This window comes from uncultured Chryseobacterium sp., from assembly GCF_936933875.1.
Classification (GTDB): domain Bacteria; phylum Bacteroidota; class Bacteroidia; order Flavobacteriales; family Weeksellaceae; genus CAKZIK01.
The window spans coordinates 1-18,837 of record NZ_CAKZIK010000003.1; the positions used below are offsets into that span (position 1 = coordinate 1).

An 18,837-nucleotide genomic window follows, 5' to 3' on the forward strand; every position below is an offset into this window, starting at 1 on the left:
TCGTTAAATTCAGGTCAGAGAATTAAAAATCAAGCACGACAATTTTTTTCACGCAAGAAATCGCAAAGATTTTCAGAATTTTATTCACGGATTTTGGAAAAGTATTCACGCAGAATTTATTCACGCCGTTAAGCGCAAATTTGTAAAGGTCAAGCATAATTTTTGATACTCAAATCCGTAAGTTTTTCGTAAAAATTTTTTTTCAGGATTTAGGAAGATCAGCGCAAAAAATTTCAGATTTTATTCAGTTTTAGAAAGTTAAATTCAGGTCAAAATTTTGATTTTTCAGACCGAGATTTCTTTTTGATACCGCGCTTCTAATATTGCGCACAACACCCAAATATACGCAACTTCCATCAAACTTCAAAATTATTTAAAGTGTTGATATTTAGTTGTTAACTTGATTGTAACCGCTTACAATTGTGACGTATTTTAAATATCCACTATTGGGAAATTTTACTTCAGATACGGCTCCATTTCTTTTTTCCAAAGTTGGTAACCTTCGGGTTTCATGTGCAGCATATCTTCCAGAAAAAGGTCTTTGCGGATTTTTCCGTTGCTGTCGTTCATGGCTTTGGTAATGTCGATGTATTCTGCATTGGGCTCTTTGTCCATAAATTTTTTAATCAGCGCATTGGTAGCGACGAATTTCGGCCACAAATGTTCGCGGCTTGGTGAAAGTTTAATGGAAACATAATCCACCGGAATGTTCGGATAATACTTTCGTATTTCAGCATAGAAATGTTTGTAGCGGTTAAAAACCTGTCGTGGTTTCAGTTTTTCGTTGCCGGCAAAATCGTTTTCACCACAGTAAATCACGATTTGTTTCGGTTGATAAGGCTTCAGTAATTCATCCGAATAAAAATTCAAATCAAATAAACTCGAACCCCCAAATCCACGGTTAATAATGGTTTTATCGGGGAAATAATCTCCCACATCTTTCCACATCGTAAAAGATGAACTTCCGACAAAAAGGATCGCATTTTTGGGAGGAGGATTTTCTTTGTTTAAGGTTTTAAAGTTTTCAATATCCTTCCAGAACGCCGGTTTTTCCTGCGCAACGATGAGGGTGGAAACCAGTATATAGAGTAAGAAAAGAAGTTTTTTCATTGTAAAGTATTTTCATAAAGTTAATAAAAAACTTTTAAAGCTTCTGTATTAAATCTGTTTTGAAAACTTAAAGACAAAATTTAAATTAAAAAACTCTTTAAAGCATGATTATTTCCACTAATTTTGTTAGATGCTAAACACACAGATTACCGAAAAATTCAGGCAGATTGTAGAGAATAAATTTCAGATTTATAACTCGCTGTTTATGAGTTTGCCTTATGATAAAATGACGAATATCGGGATGCTGCTTCCGTTTTTGTACGAGGAAAGCAGAGACGGCTACGAAGCCGGAAAAAGTCCCGAAGAAATTGTTGAGGAATTTTTTCAGAAACATACCGAACTTCAGAACGAAGAACAGAAAACCGAACTTTTGTTTAAAATCATCCAGTACATCGAAAGGCAGGTCGTGCTTTTCGACAGTATTGAAGATGCAGCTTTCCAAAGTCTGCACACCGAAAACGATGCAGGAACTGTGATGCAGCTTCACGAAAGAAGTTTACAGGAACACAAACTGGAAGCGGTGCGCAAAAAAATGGAGGATTTCGCCATTAAAATTGTATTTACAGCGCACCCAACGCAGTTTTACCCGAGTGCGGTACAAAGAATTCTGCACGATTTGCGTTCGGCGATTATGGAAGATTCGGTTACCAATATCGATATGCTTTTGCAGCAGTTGGGTAAAACGCCTTTTTTGAACAAGGAACGACCAACGCCGCTCGATGAAGCGATGAGCATTATGTATTATCTGCGTTATGTGTATTACGAAACCATTGGTGAGCTCTACAAAAAAATAAAATCGGCTTTCGGAACGCAAAATTTTGCACCGCATCAGGATATTATTCAGCTAGGATTTTGGCCGGGAGGAGACCGTGATGGAAATCCGTTTGTTACTGCCGAAACTACGGTTCAGGTTGCGGATGAACTTCGTTCCACCATTCTGAAATGTTATTATGGACATCTGAAAAATTTGCGACGAAGACTTAGTTTTCGCGGTGTTTCCAAAATTTTGGAAGATTTGAGTCATCGTTTGTATGATTCTATTTTCACGAAAGAAAATCAAATCTGTTCTGAAGAAATTTTGGAACGACTTCATGAAGCCCGAAAAATTCTCGTAGAAGAACACAACGGACTATTCCTCGATTTATTGGATGATTACATCGACCGCGTGAAAATTTTCGGAACTCATTTCGCAACGCTGGATGTTCGACAGGACAGCCGTATTCATCAAAAAGTAATGGACGAAATTATTTCTAAAAAATCAGGGAAAAATGCCCAAGATTTAAGTGCTGATGAAAAACTGAAATGGCTTCTGGAAACCGATGTTGTTGTAAGTCCTGATGAATTTGAAGACATCACCAAAGATACTTTGCAGACGGTTTTGAACATCCGAGAAATTCAGAAAAAGAACGGCGAACGCGGAATGAACCGTTACATTATTTCCAATTCGGATGAAATAAAAGATGTGCTGAATGTTTTTGCGTTGTTTAAACTGTGCGGTTATCAGGAAGATGAAATCAACATCGATATTGTTCCACTTTTCGAAACGATGGAAGGTCTTGACAATGCTGAAAATGTAATGCAGCAATTGTACGATTTGCCGGTGTACAGAAAACATTTGGAAAGGAGAGGAAACAATCAGACGATTATGCTCGGATTTTCAGACGGAACAAAAGACGGCGGTTACCTGAAAGCCAACTGGGAAATTTACGAAACCAAGGAACAGCTCACCAAAGTTTCGGAAAATAACGGAATTAAAGTCATTTTCTTCGACGGTAGAGGTGGACCTCCTGCAAGAGGTGGCGGAAAAACCCACGATTTCTATGCTTCACAGGGAAAAACCATCGCTAATAATAAAATTGAATTAACGATTCAAGGTCAAACGATTACGAGTGTTTTCGGAAATAAAGACCAGGCGAAATACAATTTTGAACAACTTCTGACTGCCGGAATTGAAAACGACGTTTTTCAAAACAATAAAAAAGATTTAACGGAAAAAGAACGTCATTTAATTGAAGAATTAGCGGAGATTTCTTTCCAAAAATATTCAGATTTAAAGGCACATCCGATGTTCGTTCCATACCTACAGGAAATGAGTACGCTGGAATATTACGGAAGAACCAATATCGGAAGCCGTCCTAGCAAACGTGGCACCGGAAACCAACTGAAATTTGAAGATTTGCGAGCGATTCCTTTTGTTGGTTCGTGGTCTCAATTAAAACAGAATGTTCCCGGATTTTTCGGATTTGGTTTTGCTTTAAATGAACTGAAAAAAGCCGGTCGTTTCGACGAGGTGAAGGAACTTTACAAAGGTTCGGATTTCTTTAAAACTCTGGTTTTGAACTCTATGATGAGCATGAACAAATCGTATTTTCCGCTTACTTATTATATGAAACAAAACCCGAAGTTTGGCGCTTTCTGGAATATTTTGTTTGATGAATTCAACCTGTCAAAAGAAATGATGTTGGAACTTACCGGATTTACGATGCTTCAGCAGGAAGAGCCGCTTTCAAGAAAATCAGTTAAAATCCGCGAGAAAATTGTGCTGCCGTTGTTGAGTATCCAGCAATATGCTTTAATGAAAATTCAGAAAGGAGAAGGTAACCGCGAGAGTTATGAAAAACTCGTGATGCGTTCGCTGTTCGGAAATATTAATGCGAGTAGAAATTCAGCATAAAAAAAGCCTTCAATACGAAGGCTTTTTATTTATTGTTTGATGATTTTTTCAATATAATTATTCTTGTCCGTTTTCACTTTCAGGAAATAAACGCCTTTCGAAATTCCATTGATTGTATTTTGCTTTTCAGCCTTCAAAGTCTGAACTTTTCTTCCTAAACTATCATACAGTTCTACGCTTTCAATTTTTTCCGAAGTCTGAATATTAATTTGATTCGATACCGGATTCGGATAAATCTTTAGATTTTTTTGTATTGAATTTTCTTTCGTTGCTAAAACAAGTGAGTTATAAGCGCTGTAGAAATTCAGAATTCCATAACCTTGTTGCGCATCTGTATTGGGATAAAGTGAAGCAGTTTCTCTAAGTTTGTTTTTAACAGATTCACTGCTAACAGAACTTGCCAAGGCCTGAATTAAACAGGCAGCTCCACCTGCAGCAACCGGCGTTGCAAGAGAAGTTCCGCTTCCGGAAGTTGTGGTGTTGTTGTAAACTGTTGCGGTTCCGGTTCCAAGTGCGCTTCCGTCCGGCTTTACCACACCAGCTGCATTCGGACCAAAAGAAGAAAAAGAAGAACTTGTTCCCGTGGAAGTTACAGCGCCTATGCTGAAAACTTTTGCGTTATCAGCCGGAGTTAACAAATATTGCCAGGATATTTGTGCTTCGTTTCCATTGGCTGCGAAAACCAAAATTCCTTTTTCTGCGGCAATTTGTGCACCTCGTGCAACAAAAGAACGGGTTCCGGTCATATCTCCATAAATATAATTGTAACGTGCATCATCAAAAGCATCGCCGTAACCTAAAGATGCCGAAATAATGTCAACGCCATTTCTGTCCGCAGCCTCTGCAGCCTGAATCCAGTACAGTTCCTCCTCGGGAATTTCAGTAGGACCAGATTCTGTTACATACAGATAAAAATCTGCGTCTGGTGCAGAACCTACAAAACTTCCGTCAATATAACCGCCAATAATTCCCAAACAAACAGCACCATGTGAATTGAAAGCAGTGTTGTATAAATCCGAGTTTTTATTGATATAGTTATAACCGCCTTTAATGTGTCCGTTATCCCGCATTCTTGCATAAGCAGAACCTGTATCTACAGTAGGGAAACCGGTGTCCAAAACTGCAATTGTAACTCCAGTTCCTGTAAATCCGTTCACATGAAGAGGACGAATATTCACCTGGTCAATCTGTGTTGCACCGGTTCCGTAATTAAAACCTGCTTTTACAGTTGAAGAAGTTTTTTCAACGTCAAATTTATTTTTTTTTGTTTCGGAAGTAGGCTGTTTTCTGGCTTTTACGAAACTTTCAACATTCTGAACATAAGGTTGTGAAGCCAGTTCAGCGATTTGTGCGGTTGTAGCATTTACCGCAACACCATTGAGCCATTTTGAAGTATCGGTAACAGTAAATCCTAAATTTCTAATGTTTTGAATGTAACTTGCCTCAATTGGAGCGTCCTGGTCATTCAAAGGAATTCCCTGTGAAGTTCTTCTGTTAATCGATTTTTGAGACAATTCCGTTGTTGGATTTGCATAGAAAGCGGCTTTGTTCGGCTTGTCTTTAAAGAAAACAAAAACAAGTTCAGTTTGAGCCGAATAAATTACAGAAGCCGTTAAAAAACAGTAGAATAGAATTTTTTTCATTCCGGGAATTTTATCAAAGATATTATTATTTTAAAAACCAATTCCCAAAATTTTCAGCTGCGGATAAAAATCTGTATTTTTACAGAAATATACTTTTTTATGAAGAAAATTCAGATGGTTGACCTTCAAAGTCAGTACTACAAAATAAAAGCAGATGTTGATAATGCAGTGTTGAACGTGATGGATTCTGCCGCGTTTATCAATGGACCGGAAGTGAAATCTTTTCAGACAGAATTGGAACAGTACCTTGATGTAAAACACGTTATTCCATGTGCCAACGGAACGGACGCGCTTCAGATTGCTTTGATGGCACTGGATTTAAAGGAAGGCGATGAAGTTATTACTGCGGATTTTACTTTTGCTGCGACAGTAGAAGTCATTCATCTCTTGAAACTGAAATCTGTTTTGGTAGATGTGGATTACGATACTTTCACAATTGATATTGAAAAACTGAAAGCGGCCATTACACCGAAAACAAAAGCCATCATTCCGGTTCACCTTTTCGGGCAGTGTGCGAATATGGAAGAAGTTTTGAAAGTTGCTCAAGAGCACAATCTTTACGTCATTGAAGACAACGCGCAAGCAATTGGCGCAGATTTCAAATTTTCGGACGGAACAACGAAAAAATCCGGAACCATGGGAACGATGGGAACAACGTCTTTCTTCCCTTCAAAAAATTTAGGATGTTATGGTGATGGTGGTGCTATTTTTACCAATGATGATAATTTGGCTTATAAACTTCGCGGAATTGCAAACCACGGTATGTACGAAAGATATTACCATGATGAAGTAGGAGTGAACTCGCGTTTGGACAGCATTCAGGCTGCCATTTTAAGAAAAAAACTTCCAAATTTGGACAGCTACAACGAAGCCAGACGAAAAGCAGCAGATTATTATGATGCCGCTTTCGAAGGGAATGAAAATATTTTAAGCCCGAAAAGAGCAGAAAACTCTACGCACGTTTTTCATCAATATACCTTAAGAATTCTGAACGGAAAAAGAAACGAATTACAGCAGTTTTTGACAGAAAAGGAAGTTCCGGCGATGATTTATTATCCGGTAGCTTTAAGAAAGCAAAAAGCCTATTTTCAGGAAAGCAACGAAGCAGATTTTGTGAACACCGACAGACTGTTGAACGAGGTGATTTCGCTACCGATGCACACCGAACTGGATGATGAGCAATTAAAATATATTACCGATGCGGTTTTGGAATTTATGAATTCGTAAACTACAAATCTTAAACCTTAAACAAAAATCAATGACCATACTTGTTACCGGCGGACTCGGCTATATTGGTTCTCACACAGTTGTGGAGCTCTTAAACAATAATTTTGAGGTAGTCATCGTGGATGATTTATCTAATTCAGAAAAGTTTATTTTAGACAATATTGAAAAAGTCGCAGGAAAAAGACCAACTTTTTATCCGTTTGATTTGAAGCGAAGAGAACTTCTGGTACAGCTTTTAGACGCCCATAAAATTGACGGTTGTATTAATTTTGCAGCCTTCAAGGCAGTTGGCGAAAGTCAGGAAAAACCGGTGGATTATTACGAAAACAATTTGTTTTCTTTGATCAATATTTTGCAGGAATTTAAACAGAGAAACATCTCCAACTTTATTTTCAGTTCTTCCTGCACTGTTTACGGACAAGCCGATCAACAACCCATCGACGAAAATACACCATTGAAAACCCCGGAATCTTCATACGGAAAAACCAAACAGATGGGAGAGGAAATTTTGAAAGATTTTGCAGTGGCTCATCATAAAAAAGTTACTTTGTTGAGGTACTTCAATCCAATCGGTGCGCATCCTTCGGCTTTGTTGGGCGAACTGCCAATCGGCATTCCGAATAATTTGGTGCCCTACGTTACCCAAACAGCATCCGGAATCCGCGAAAAACTAAGCATTTGGGGAAATGATTATCCAACCGAAGACGGAACAGCAATACGCGATTATATTTATGTGGTTGATTTGGCGAAAGCTCACGTAAAAGCATTACAAAAACTCATTGCAGATCCTTCTGAAACGATCATCGACATTTATAATCTGGGAACTGGAAAAGGTTCATCTGTTTTGGAAGTAGTTCACGCTTTTGAGAACGCAAACAACGTTGAAGTTCCTTACCAAATCTGCGACAGAAGAGCAGGAGATATCACCATCGCTTATGCAAACGCAGACAAGGCGGAAAAAGAACTCGGCTGGAAAGCAGACACTTCTTTGGAAGAAGCCTTAAGAACAACCTGGGAATGGCAGAAATATTTAGAATCCAGAGATTAAAATAGTGCGTTTAAAAATAAGAAAATCCCATTCATTTTCGAATGGGATTTTTTATTATCTAAAAGATTACATCGGCATTTGATCGTCATCGCCGGAAGCGTTGTTATTGATGTCTTTTTTGCGTTTCGGCTGTTCTACTTTTTCACCTTGCTTAAATCTGTAAGTAAATGAAATAGAAGCCTGTCTTGGTTGCCATCTCATGAAGCTTTTACTGTCGAAATCTTCGTTGTAAGAATAGGCAGTTCTGTTTCTGGTATTCAAAACATCCTGGATGTTGAATGTAAATGTTCCGTTTCCGTTCCAGATGGTTTTAGAAGCTCCCAAATTCAAACCGTACATTGCTTTTTGTTCGCTGGTTGCGGTTTTTTCGCCACCTCTGTACATTCCCTGAAGTTGTACGCTGAACGTTTTATCAATTTTAAAAGTTGAATTAAGTCTTGCCCTCGTAGAGAATCCGCTACCTGCAAAATTTCTGGTTCTTGTTGCATTGTTTCCGTCAACATCTATAACATCGTAAGTTGCGATACCTTCAGTTTTATAACCATACAAATCAATTCCTCCTAATAATTTCCACCAAGATGTAGGATCATAACTAAAGTTGAAATCCAACCCATAACGGTCTTGAGTTCCTAAATTAATTGGTTTTGAGTAAACAGTGTAGATATAAGTAGTTTCTCCCGTTTGAGGATCTGTAATTTCCTGTGGTCTTTCGTCTTTACGGTAGCTCAACATTTTTGTATCATCTGTTGAATGACGGTAATACAAAGTTGGATTCAAAGTGAATTTCTTCTTTTGAAGGCTGTAACCGAATTCGTAAGAATCTACATAAGAAGGATTCAAATCGATATTTCCTTCGAAAACACTTCTAGGATTACTGTATCTGGCGTAAGGAACCATGAAGAATGAACGAGGTCTGTCGATTCTTTTAGAGAAATTAACCAATAACTGGTTGTCTTTTCCTAAATCGTAGCTTAAATACACACTTGGGAATAGATTGTTGTATTTTTTGTCTTTCAGGATTTTTTCGCCGGCAAGATTCGCGTAATCAATATTAATAACAGAATATTCGTTTCTTAAACCTAACTGATATCCCAAATTACCGATTTTGCTTTTAAACTGCGCATAAGCTGCATTAAAAGTTTCTTTATAATCTGTAGTGTTGGTAAAAAGATTAAGATTTTCTAAAGTTGAGGTTGCAGATTCCTGTCTTTTTACATCGTTGTCGTAATCATTACGGTTGATGTCTAGTCTGTAACCGGCTTCTAATTTAGATTTTTCGCCAATTGGCAATTCGTAATCAGCTTTTCCAACAAGGCTTTTGTTTAAAGAATTCTGAGTTAAATAATCACTGAAATCCAAATCGTCGTTCGTGAAATTCCAGCTGTCATTAATAAATTCTTTTGCAATGGAATTGTTTTCAGATTTATTTCTCTGAAGACTTAATGAAAGAGCAATATTCTGTCCTTTATCATCAAACTTATGGTCTAAACCAAAATCTCCTTGAAAGGCTACGTTTTTACCGCTTCCGTCCTCATTTCTTCTAGAATACAAATTGTCATTGTCTCTGTAAATTTCTTCCGCAAGCGTTAAACCATCACTTTCTGAGTTGAATCCACGAACTGTTCCCGAAGCATTTACCGAAGTCTTATCGCTGATATCGTAAACAAAACCTGTAGAACCATTGTACATTTTATTGGTAGAATTGTTCTCTCCGGTTTGATGACTTTCTAATAATAGGTTGCTTGGAGATTTATACCAAACATCATTATTATTTTCTCCTTTACTTTCTCTGTAAGCTCCGCCACCATTTAAAAACCAGGTAAGGTTTCCTTTTCTCCAGCTCAGGTTGGTATTAAGAGAAGTTTGTGGCAAATATCCTAAACTTCCTGTAACACTTCCATTAAATCCAACTTTCTTGGATTTTTTCAGGATAATATTCAAAATCCCGGCTGTTCCGGAAGCTTCGAATTTTGATGAAGGATTGGAAATCACCTCAATCTTTTCAATTTGGTCCGCAGGAATACTTTGTAAAGCATTTGCACCGTCATCAATTCCCAAAAGAGCAGAAGGTTTTCCGTTAATTAAAAATCTTACGTTAGAACTTCCTCTCATAGAAACTGTTCCGTCTGTATCTACAGAAACGGAAGGAACATTGGATAAAACATCCTGTAAGTTTCCACCTTTGCTGATGATGTCCGAAGAAGGGTCGTACGTTTTCTTGTCTAGCTCAACACGGTATGGTTTTGCAGCGGCTGCAGTAATAACTACACCTTGAATTTCGGTAGTTTGGTTTCCTACTGCAGACGTTGTAGCTCTGTCAACAGTAAAATTGCCAATATTTCCCGCAGAAGCAATCTGCTGATTTTTTGTGGTAGTTTTAAAGTTAATGGCTTCCACACTGATGTCGTAATTGCCGGGAACCAAAGAGATGCTGTAATTTCCTTTATCATCGGAAAGAGCAGCGTCGTTAAAGGTTGCATTGGTTTTGTTGGTAAACGTTACAGATGCATAAGGAACTGCATTGTTGTCAGAATCTACAACTTTTCCGGTAACATTAATTTTCTGCTGTGCGTAAGCAAAAGCCGCTGCAGAAAGAACTAACGTTAAACCTAAAGTTTTTTTCGTGAAATTTTGAATAATCTCCGTCTTCATTAAATTTTTTTATCGAAAGTTAAAAGTGATTTTCGACTGATGAATATCAATCGTTTGTTTAATTAGACGCATAAAAAACAGTTTTGTTAAATATTTATGCGTTAAATAATGTTAAAACTTACTTTTTGATGTTTTTAGAATTCAACCATTCCTGGTAAGCTCTTGCATTTCTTTCGTGCTCTACAGCATTGTCCGTAAATTTATGGTAACCGAATCTCGCAGGGTCTGCACACATGAAGATGTAATTGTTTCTTTCCGCATTCAGAACCGCATCTACAGAATTTTTATCTACCACACAAATCGGTCCCGGAGGAATTCCTGCGTTCGCGTAAGTGTTGTATGGAGATGGGTGGGAAAGATGTTTATACAAAACTCTGCGGATATCCTGTGTGAAATTCGTGTCTTTGTTTACGGCATAAATAACTGTTGGGTCACTCTGCAGTTTCATTCCTTTTCTTACACGGTTCAGATATAAACCTGCAATTGTTTTTTGCTCATCCGTTTTACCGCCTGATTCTTTAAAAACGATAGAAGCCAAAGCATAAATTTCGTTTCTGGTAAGATTTAAAGCTTTTTCTTTGGCAACGCGGTCTGCAGTCCAGAATTCATTATAATCTTTTTCAAATTTATTGAAGAATTCTTTTGGCTTCACTGTCCAGAAAAACTGATATGTATCGCTGAAGAAATATTTTTTCAGATCTTCTGCATCGTTCAAACCTTTCTCTCTAGCAATTTTGTTGAATTCATTCACATAAGACAAAGAATCTGCTTCGGTTTTCTTCGAAACACGTCCAACCATCTGATAAACGTCATTGAAATCTCCAATTCTGAACGTGTTTTCAGTTTGATTTCCGGCTTTAATCATGTTCACCAAATCCGTGTTGTCGGTTCCGGATTTAATGCGGTAACGTCCCGGAGAAATATATTTGTCCATATTTTTGTCCAAAGCGACTTCTTGAAAACTTTCCTTATTTCTCAAATAAGGAGAAATGGAATCCATCACCTGTGCAAAATTGGAGCCGGTAGGAATTAAAATATATCCTTCCTTAGCAACGTTTCCGCTTTTGTATTTTTTGTACCAGTTGTACCCAAAATAACCTCCAATGGCAAGAACGAGTAAACCGATTACGGCAAAAATTGAACAGCCTTTTTTCATATTTTATTTATTGCTTTGGGCTTTCTGCATGCAGCTTTCAGCCTTTTTAAATTACTTATTTTAATTTATTCGTAATGGAACATCAAACTTCCATCACCCAACATCCAGCTTATAACTGAATTTTTCCTTTAAAAACCTGTTTCGCCGGACCTTCCAACCAAATGTTTTTGAAAGACGAACCATCTTTTTCAGCATACACTTTCAGGTTTCCACCTAAGGTTTTCACTTTTACAGCCTTCAAATCTTTGTTTTGCATAAAAGTTAAAGCTGCTGCTGTAACGCCGGTTCCACAACTGTAAGTTTCATCTTCAACACCTCTTTCGAAAGTTCTTACGAAAATTTCATCATCATTTTTCTGTTCAGCAAAATTAACGTTGATGCCTTCTTTTTTGTAGATGTCGTTGTTTCTGATATCGTATCCGTTTTGATAAACATCGAAATTTTCCACATCTTGAACGTATTGTACAAAATGCGGAGAACCTGTATTCAAAAGGGAGTTTTCGCCGTCTTTTGCAATATTTTCAACATCAATCATTTTCAGCTTTACGATGCCGTTGTTAACTTCGGCTTCATGAAGTCCGTCGATCGCTTCGAAAGTGCATTTATCTTCAAAAATATCTAGAAAATGAGCAAAAGCTACCAAACATCTTCCGCCGTTTCCGCACATGGTGCTTTCATTTCCGTCGGAGTTGTAATAGACCATTTTGAAATCCGCGTTGTTGTGATTTTCCAATAAAATCAAACCGTCACCACCAATTCCGAACCTTCTGTCGCAGAATTTCTTTATGATTGCTGTGTTTTTCGGAAACTGCAGGTCACGGTTGTCTATCATGACAAAATCGTTTCCTGTTCCCTGATATTTAAAAAATTCGATATAATTTTCCATATTTAAAAGCCTGAATTCAATGAAAACAGCCCGCAAAAATACTGATTTTTAGGGAACGTTAATGTTAAGGAAGTGCTAAAAAGAATTACTGTGCTTTCAGCGTTTTTTTCCATTCAAAATAACCGATGAAAGCCATCACGGTGAAAACCATATATTGAACGGAAGTGATTCCCAATCCTTTGTAAATCATCATCGGGATGCATATGAAATCCCCAATAATCCAGAAAATCCAGTTTTCGATTCTGCGTTTTGCCATAAACCACATTCCCACCAAAAAGATTGATGTTGTAAAAACATCCAGCCAGTTTGCCCAATCCAAATGATACAAACCGAGGTTAACATTTTCCATTGAGAATTTGTTATCTATAAAAGGTTTGTAGTAATAAACGACGGTAACGAGAATTAAACTCAAAACAAAAAGAATGCTTCCGTAAATCCATTCTTTCTTTGTCGCCCAACTAACTTCAACATGAACATGGTCTTCTGAATTTTTCGCCCACAAAATCCAGCCGTAAAGGCTCATCACTGTGTAATAAACATTAATCATGCAATCACCTAACAGTCCGAATACAAATAAGATGTAAACATAAAGCGCTGTAGAAATAATTCCAGTCGGATAAACCCAAATATTCTTTTTTACTGAGAAATAAACACTTAAAATTCCGAAAACCATTGCGATGATTTCCAGTATGATTTGATAAGTTTCGTAGGATTCGTAAGGCTTAATGAAGAGGTCGTAGAGATTCATAGTTCAAAGATAACTAATTCAGTAAAAAAGCCGCTTCTTTTCGGAAACGGCTGTTATTTAAGGTTGGATAACGGTTATCTTCTGCCTGAACTTCTTTGTGAAGAACTATTGCTGTTAGAATTCTGACTTCTTTCAACAGAAACACTGTTCGAACTTCTCATAGAAGTACCCGAATCTGAATTTCTGAAACCGCCATTGCTTCTTACTTCAGTCTGTTGTTGCTGATCAACTCTTGGCTGAGTTTGCGTTTGCGTTTGCGGCTGAGTTCTCGTTTGAGTCTGACTTCTTGTTCCGCTTTCTCTGAAACCACCACCAGCTCTTGCAGTGTTTTGCTGTGTTGCCGTAGTATTTTGGTTTCTGTAAGCAGTGCTGTTCGCGCTACGGTTTTGTGTTCTAAAACCATTTGGAGTGGAACGAACACCTTGCTGATTGGTTTGCTGCAAGTAAATTCTTTGATTATTGTATCCCATGTAATACGGATAACCGTTATCGTGATAATATCTTACATCATCACGGTAGTAATAACCGTCGTTTGCGTAGTAACCACCGTATCCGTAATAAGAACTTGGCGCCCAATAGTAGCCGTTGTTGTAATATCCGCTATAGTAATCGCTGTTATAACCATCGTCATAACCGTTGTTGTAAGAAACGCAGGAAACCATTGTGGCAACAATTGCAATTCCGAATAATCCTTTCAATATATTTTTCATTTTAAATTTTGAATTAATTGTTTTAATTACCTGCAATATTACCAAAAGAATACCAAACCTTACATCATTTCAAGAAAATTTTAAATTTGGTTTAAATTATTGATTATCAGTATAATAATTTTAATTCAACAAAAGAAAAAGCCAACTGAAACCGGCTGACATTTTCCATGGGATTTTATTGAGAAAAAAATTAAATTTTATTGTCGAGACTCATCCAACCACCACCATTATAAACTTCGGTGTAACCTGCATTTTGGAGAATACTTTTTGCAGAAGCACTTCGCATTCCGGATGCACAACAGGTGATGATGGGTTTTTTTTTGTCTTTTAGTTTTGAAAGATTATTCTGTAAATCACTCACTGGAATATTCATAGCTCCTTTGATGTGACCTCCCGAAAATTCACTTTTACTGCGAACATCGAGAATAATTGCGCCGTTATTTTTCAATTCAGCGAAATCGGTTTTTTCTAAGCCCAAGAGACTTTTTATAGCATCAAACATTTTTTTTTCAGATTTAAATTACTGATGCAAAAATATTTCAGCGAAACCGAAAGTAAAGTGATAAAAGTTACAGAAGCAGAATTTTGTTTCGAGAGAGTTTAATTTCTTCTTCATTTTCCAATTGTTTCAGAACGCGACTTGCAGCTTCTCTCGTAATTCCGAGTTCGTCAGCAATTTGTTGATGTGTTACCACCAATTCATTGCTTTCATAAAGTTCTGCTTTTTGATGAAGCAATTGTAAAATTCGGGCATCCACTTTTTGAAAAGCTACCGAATTTACAATATTCAGCAAACCTTCAAAACGTTTTTGATAGAGGTCGAAAATAAAATCTGTCCATTCCGGAAATTTTCTAATCCATTCTTTTGCTTTTTGAATGGAAACCATCAAAATTTCAGCTTTTTCTTCTACCACAGCTCTAATTTGAGACTTGTCCTGCTTCATTCCGGATAAAATGGAAACAATACAACTTTCGCCGGGAGTAATATAGTAGAGCAGGATTTCGCGTCCGTCTTCCTGAGTTCTCATCACCTTCAAGCTTCCCGAAAGTACCACCGGAATATAATTCACATAAGCATCCATATCGAGAATGACATCTCCTGGATTAAATTTTTTGATGGAAGAAGTTTCGTAAAGTTCCTCCCGGAATTTCGGACTTATATTGTTGAGGTTGTTCATTACTATTTTAAATTATTACAAAGTTAATGATAAGTACCGAATATTTTTAAAGCATTAAATTCCATTGATAACGAAAGACTTAGTCGTATGTTCTTGATAATTTTTCAATTTAAATGACTAAAAAATGTTAATAAATCATAAAAATTTATATTTTTGGGAATCTTTAAAAAACTCACTATGTCAAATCTTTGGAGAACAAAACCCCTCAATCAACTTTTAGCTGAAGCGGATGAATCCGAAAAAGGGCTCAAAAAGACTCTTAGCGCTGGAGCTTTAGTTGCACTTGGGATTGGTGCCATTATTGGTGCCGGATTATTTTCGATTACCGGAATGGCAGCTGCAAACCATGCAGGTCCCGGAATTATGGTATCTTTTATCATCGCAGCAATTGGCTGTGCTTTTGCAGGACTTTGCTACGCAGAATTTGCATCAATGATTCCTGTTGCGGGAAGTGCTTACACGTATTCTTATGCAACAATGGGCGAATTTATTGCTTGGATTATTGGTTGGGATTTGGTTCTAGAATATGCAGTAGGAGCTGCAACCGTAGCTTCGAGTTGGTCCGGTTATCTCGGGAAACTCTTTAGCAACTTTGGTGTTGCATTGCCCGAAAGTTTGATGACGACACCTTTTGACGGTGGTATCATGAATTTGCCTGCGGTTTTCATTGTAACAATTATGTCTTTGGTTCTCATTAAAGGTACCAGCGAATCTGCTTTGGTGAATACTTTTATTGTAATTCTAAAGGTTGCAATCGTAATCATCTTTATCGTTGTTGGATTCAAATACATAAAACCTGAAAACTTAACACCACTAATTCCCCAAAACACAGGAACTTTTGGTGAATTCGGTTGGAGTGGAGTCATACGAGCCGCAGCAATTGTCTTCTTTGCCTATATTGGTTTTGATGCAGTTTCTACAGCTGCTCAGGAAACTAAAAACCCTAAAAAAGCAATGCCAATTGGTATTATGGGTTCATTGTTGATTTGTACGGTTTTGTATATCATTTTCGCTTATGTAATGGTAGGAGTTGTTCATTACTCTAAATTTACGGAAGGAACTGCAGGAGACCATTTGGCTCCGGTTGCAATTGCGATTGAAAATATGGGCGACATCATTAACGGAAAAGTAGTTCCTGCTTATCCTTGGTTGAATACTACTATTATTATTGCGATTCTTTTAGGATATGCATCGGTAATTTTGGTAATGTTAATGGGACAAAGCCGTGTATTTTATTCGATGAGTAAAGACGGTTTGTTGCCAAGAGCGTTCTCTGAAGTACACAAAACTTTCAGAACACCATTTAAATCTAACCTTTTCTTCCTTGTTTTGGTAAGTGCTTTTGCAGCGTTTATTCCAGGTAGAGTGGTAGGCGAAATGACTTCCATTGGAACATTGTTCGCGTTCATCCTTGTTTGTATCGGGGTTTTGGTGATGAGGAAAACTCAGCCGGATGCTCCAAGAGCCTTCAAAACGCCTTTGGTTCCTGTGGTTCCAATTTTAGGAGTTTTGGTATGCTTTGGAATGATGGCTTTCCTTCCTTTCGATACGTGGATTCGTTTGGTAGCTTGGATGATGCTTGGTTTGGATATCTATCTTTACAGAGGAATTAAAAACTCTTTCCTTGGAAAAGAAAACGGTACCACCAACGACCCGAAAAACTACAGAATTACTGCAATTTCAGGTTTTGCTTTAACGGCACTTTTGGGTGTTTTGGCTTACCTTCACCACAGCAACGTCAACGTAGATGATGCTGGATTGCTTTATTTCTCCCTTGCAATGATTGTTTTCCACGTAATTTTCTACGGTTACTATTATTTGAGAGCAAAAAAATAATTTTCAGTTATTTATCATATTGAATCCCGGCTTTATGTCGGGATTTTTTTATTTTTGAACAGTAAATCTATCTATGAACAACAAAATATTCTTACTGATTTTTTCAGTTTTCTTGATTAAAATTTCAGCGCAAAAGCCGGAATTTCAAATGTTGTTGAAAGAAAAAATCAGCATTCGTGCGATACAGATTTGGGACGGAAAAGTGTGGTATGCCGGAACAGATTCCAAATTCGGTTACATTTCTTTAAAAGATTCTGCAGATAAAAAGCAAATGATTTTATCTGATAAAAAATTGCAGTTCCGAACTTTAGCGCAGGACAGAAACGCATTTTATGCGATAAATGTAGAAAGCCCGGCTTATTTTTTTAGAATTGATAAAAAATCGTTGAAATCAAAAACCGTTAATACCGATAATGATAAAAACGCATTCTACGACGCTCTTCATTACAGCGATGGAATGTTTTACACGTTCAGCGACCCTAATTCGGATTTGAATCTGAAATTTGTTGAATTCAATCTTTGGAAAAATCAATTCATATCAAAAATTTATACACAACCTAAACTGAACGACGGCGAAGCTGCTTTTGCAGCAAGTAATTCTAACATCGCTTCCTCAAAAAAACACATTTGGATTGCAACCGGTGGAAAGTCATCCCGAATTTTCAGAATGAACCGTTCATCCAAAAAGTTCGAAGTTTTCAGTACACCGATTATTCAAGGTGAATCTTCACAAGGAATGTACACCGTTGATTTTTTCAAAGACAAATTCGGAATTGCTGCAGGCGGAGATTATACAAAACAAACCGCCAACATCAACAATATCGCAACAACGACAGACGCGGGAAAAACCTGGCAAATACAGGCGTCCGGAAATAATGCAGGTTATACGACGTGTGTGAAAATCCGTCCTGGTTCCAAGGGAAAAGAGATTTTGGCAGTTGGAGACCAACATATTTCTATCTCCAAAGATTTCGGAAAAACCTGGTCGAAAATTTCCGATGAGAAAGGATTTTTCGTTGCAGAATGGGTAGATAAAAATACAGTGGTTTTGGCAGGAAGCGGTAAAATTGTGATGATGAAATTTTAGTTTCCCAAAGATTGCACAGATTTTCGCAGATTTAAAAATATTCTTTAGTAGAACTCTTTCACAGTTTTAAACTCTGAAAGGGTTTTTTGTAAGGCAATAAATTCACTACTTTTGCACCCTGCAACTTTGCATCAGTTGGCACTAAAAAGTTATGAATTCTCTTATCGATAAATACAATATTCCCGGTCCCCGTTACACGTCTTATCCAACTGTTCCGTTTTGGGACGAAAAGGCTTTTACAGCCGAAAAATGGAAAAGTTCGGTCATTAAATCTTTTAATGAAAGCAATGGTGCGGAAGGGATTTCAATTTATATTCACCTTCCGTTTTGTGAAGCGTTATGTACGTTTTGCGCTTGTCACAAAAGGATTACGAAACAACATTCCGTAGAAACGCCTTATTTGGAATCGGTTTTGAAAGAGTGGGATTTGTATCTTGAAACTTTCAAGAGCCAAGAGCCAAGAGCTAAGAACCAAGTGCCGAAAATTAAGGAGTTGCATTTGGGTGGTGGAACGCCGACATTTTTTTCTCCGGAAAATTTAAAAACTTTGTTGGAAGGCATTTTTGCCAAAGCAGAAATTGCTGAAGAACCGGAATTTTCTTTTGAAGGTCATCCGAACAACACCACGAAGGAACATCTTCAGGTTTTGTTTGATTTGGGCTTTACAAGATGCAGTTTTGGAGTTCAGGATTATGATGTTCAGGTTCAAAAGGCTATTAACAGAATTCAGCCTTTCGAAAATGTGGAAAGAGTGACCAATTGGGCTAGAGAAATCGGTTATAAAAGCGTTTCCCACGATTTGGTTTTCGGACTTCCTTTTCATAATTGGGAAAAAATGGAATATACGATCCGCAAGACTTTGGAACTGAAACCGGACCGATT

At 37.4% G+C, this 18,837-nt stretch carries 15 protein-coding genes; 6 read left to right on the plus strand and 9 right to left on the minus strand.

What is annotated here, in order from left to right:
* Positions 1 to 456 precede the first annotated feature (456 nt).
* Entirely contained in the window at positions 457 to 1,110 is a 654-nt protein-coding gene (locus tag Q0252_RS00200) for a GDSL-type esterase/lipase family protein (protein ID WP_297982284.1), read from the minus strand.
* Between the two features lie 130 nt (positions 1,111 to 1,240).
* On the opposite strand from Q0252_RS00200, the gene Q0252_RS00205 reads away from it, so the two are divergent.
* On the plus strand, positions 1,241 to 3,784 hold the full coding sequence (locus tag Q0252_RS00205) for a phosphoenolpyruvate carboxylase (RefSeq protein WP_297982286.1): 2,544 nt from the start codon (positions 1,241 to 1,243) through the stop codon (positions 3,782 to 3,784).
* 29 nt (positions 3,785 to 3,813) lie between these two features.
* Here Q0252_RS00205 and Q0252_RS00210 read toward each other — a convergent pair whose 3' ends face one another.
* On the minus strand, positions 3,814 to 5,427 hold the full coding sequence (locus Q0252_RS00210; protein ID WP_297982288.1) for a S8 family peptidase: 1,614 nt from the start codon (positions 5,425 to 5,427) through the stop codon (positions 3,814 to 3,816).
* 99 nt (positions 5,428 to 5,526) lie between these two features.
* Here Q0252_RS00210 and Q0252_RS00215 point away from each other — a divergent pair, with 99 nt between their 5' ends.
* Positions 5,527 to 6,654 (plus strand): DegT/DnrJ/EryC1/StrS aminotransferase family protein, encoded by a 1,128-nt coding sequence (locus Q0252_RS00215; RefSeq protein WP_297982290.1) that lies wholly within the window; start codon positions 5,527 to 5,529, stop codon positions 6,652 to 6,654.
* A 31-nt stretch (positions 6,655 to 6,685) separates the two neighbouring features.
* The gene (gene galE, locus Q0252_RS00220; protein WP_297982292.1) at positions 6,686 to 7,702 is read left to right on the plus strand and encodes a UDP-glucose 4-epimerase GalE; all 1,017 of its coding nucleotides are present in this window, start codon (positions 6,686 to 6,688) and stop codon (positions 7,700 to 7,702) included.
* Between the two features lie 66 nt (positions 7,703 to 7,768).
* Here the strand turns inward: galE and Q0252_RS00225 are convergent, their stop codons facing one another.
* The 7 genes from Q0252_RS00225 to Q0252_RS00255 form a co-directional block, all read right to left on the minus strand.
* Positions 7,769 to 10,354: a TonB-dependent receptor gene (locus Q0252_RS00225; RefSeq protein WP_297982294.1), complete on the minus strand. Its 2,586-nt coding sequence runs from the start codon at positions 10,352 to 10,354 to the stop codon at positions 7,769 to 7,771.
* A gap of 118 nt (positions 10,355 to 10,472) precedes the next feature.
* Entirely contained in the window at positions 10,473 to 11,510 is a 1,038-nt protein-coding gene (gene mltG / locus Q0252_RS00230; protein WP_297982295.1) for an endolytic transglycosylase MltG, read from the minus strand.
* A 109-nt stretch (positions 11,511 to 11,619) separates the two neighbouring features.
* On the minus strand, positions 11,620 to 12,396 hold the full coding sequence (gene dapF, locus Q0252_RS00235) for a diaminopimelate epimerase (protein WP_297982297.1): 777 nt from the start codon (positions 12,394 to 12,396) through the stop codon (positions 11,620 to 11,622).
* A gap of 85 nt (positions 12,397 to 12,481) precedes the next feature.
* The gene (gene pnuC, locus Q0252_RS00240) at positions 12,482 to 13,144 is read right to left on the minus strand and encodes a nicotinamide riboside transporter PnuC (RefSeq protein ID WP_297982298.1); all 663 of its coding nucleotides are present in this window, start codon (positions 13,142 to 13,144) and stop codon (positions 12,482 to 12,484) included.
* 74 nt (positions 13,145 to 13,218) lie between these two features.
* Positions 13,219 to 13,854 carry a hypothetical protein gene (locus tag Q0252_RS00245; RefSeq protein ID WP_297982300.1) on the minus strand — a complete coding sequence of 212 codons (636 nt, stop codon included), beginning with the start codon at positions 13,852 to 13,854 and terminating at the stop codon, positions 13,219 to 13,221.
* A gap of 190 nt (positions 13,855 to 14,044) precedes the next feature.
* Entirely contained in the window at positions 14,045 to 14,356 is a 312-nt protein-coding gene (locus Q0252_RS00250) for a rhodanese-like domain-containing protein (RefSeq protein ID WP_297982301.1), read from the minus strand.
* Between the two features lie 67 nt (positions 14,357 to 14,423).
* Positions 14,424 to 15,032, minus strand: a complete 609-nt coding sequence (locus tag Q0252_RS00255) for a Crp/Fnr family transcriptional regulator (protein WP_297982304.1) — start codon at positions 15,030 to 15,032, stop codon at positions 14,424 to 14,426.
* A gap of 177 nt (positions 15,033 to 15,209) precedes the next feature.
* On the opposite strand from Q0252_RS00255, the gene Q0252_RS00260 reads away from it, so the two are divergent.
* From Q0252_RS00260 to Q0252_RS00270, 3 genes are all read left to right on the plus strand, one after another.
* Positions 15,210 to 16,868 carry an amino acid permease gene (locus tag Q0252_RS00260; protein ID WP_297982306.1) on the plus strand — a complete coding sequence of 553 codons (1,659 nt, stop codon included), beginning with the start codon at positions 15,210 to 15,212 and terminating at the stop codon, positions 16,866 to 16,868.
* Between the two features lie 73 nt (positions 16,869 to 16,941).
* A complete protein-coding gene (locus Q0252_RS00265) occupies positions 16,942 to 17,955 on the plus strand; it encodes a glycosyl hydrolase (RefSeq protein WP_297982308.1) in 1,014 nt (337 codons plus the stop codon).
* Between the two features lie 151 nt (positions 17,956 to 18,106).
* Positions 18,107 to 18,837 (plus strand): coproporphyrinogen-III oxidase family protein (locus Q0252_RS00270; protein ID WP_297982311.1); only part of this gene is annotated, 731 nt, incomplete at its 3' end.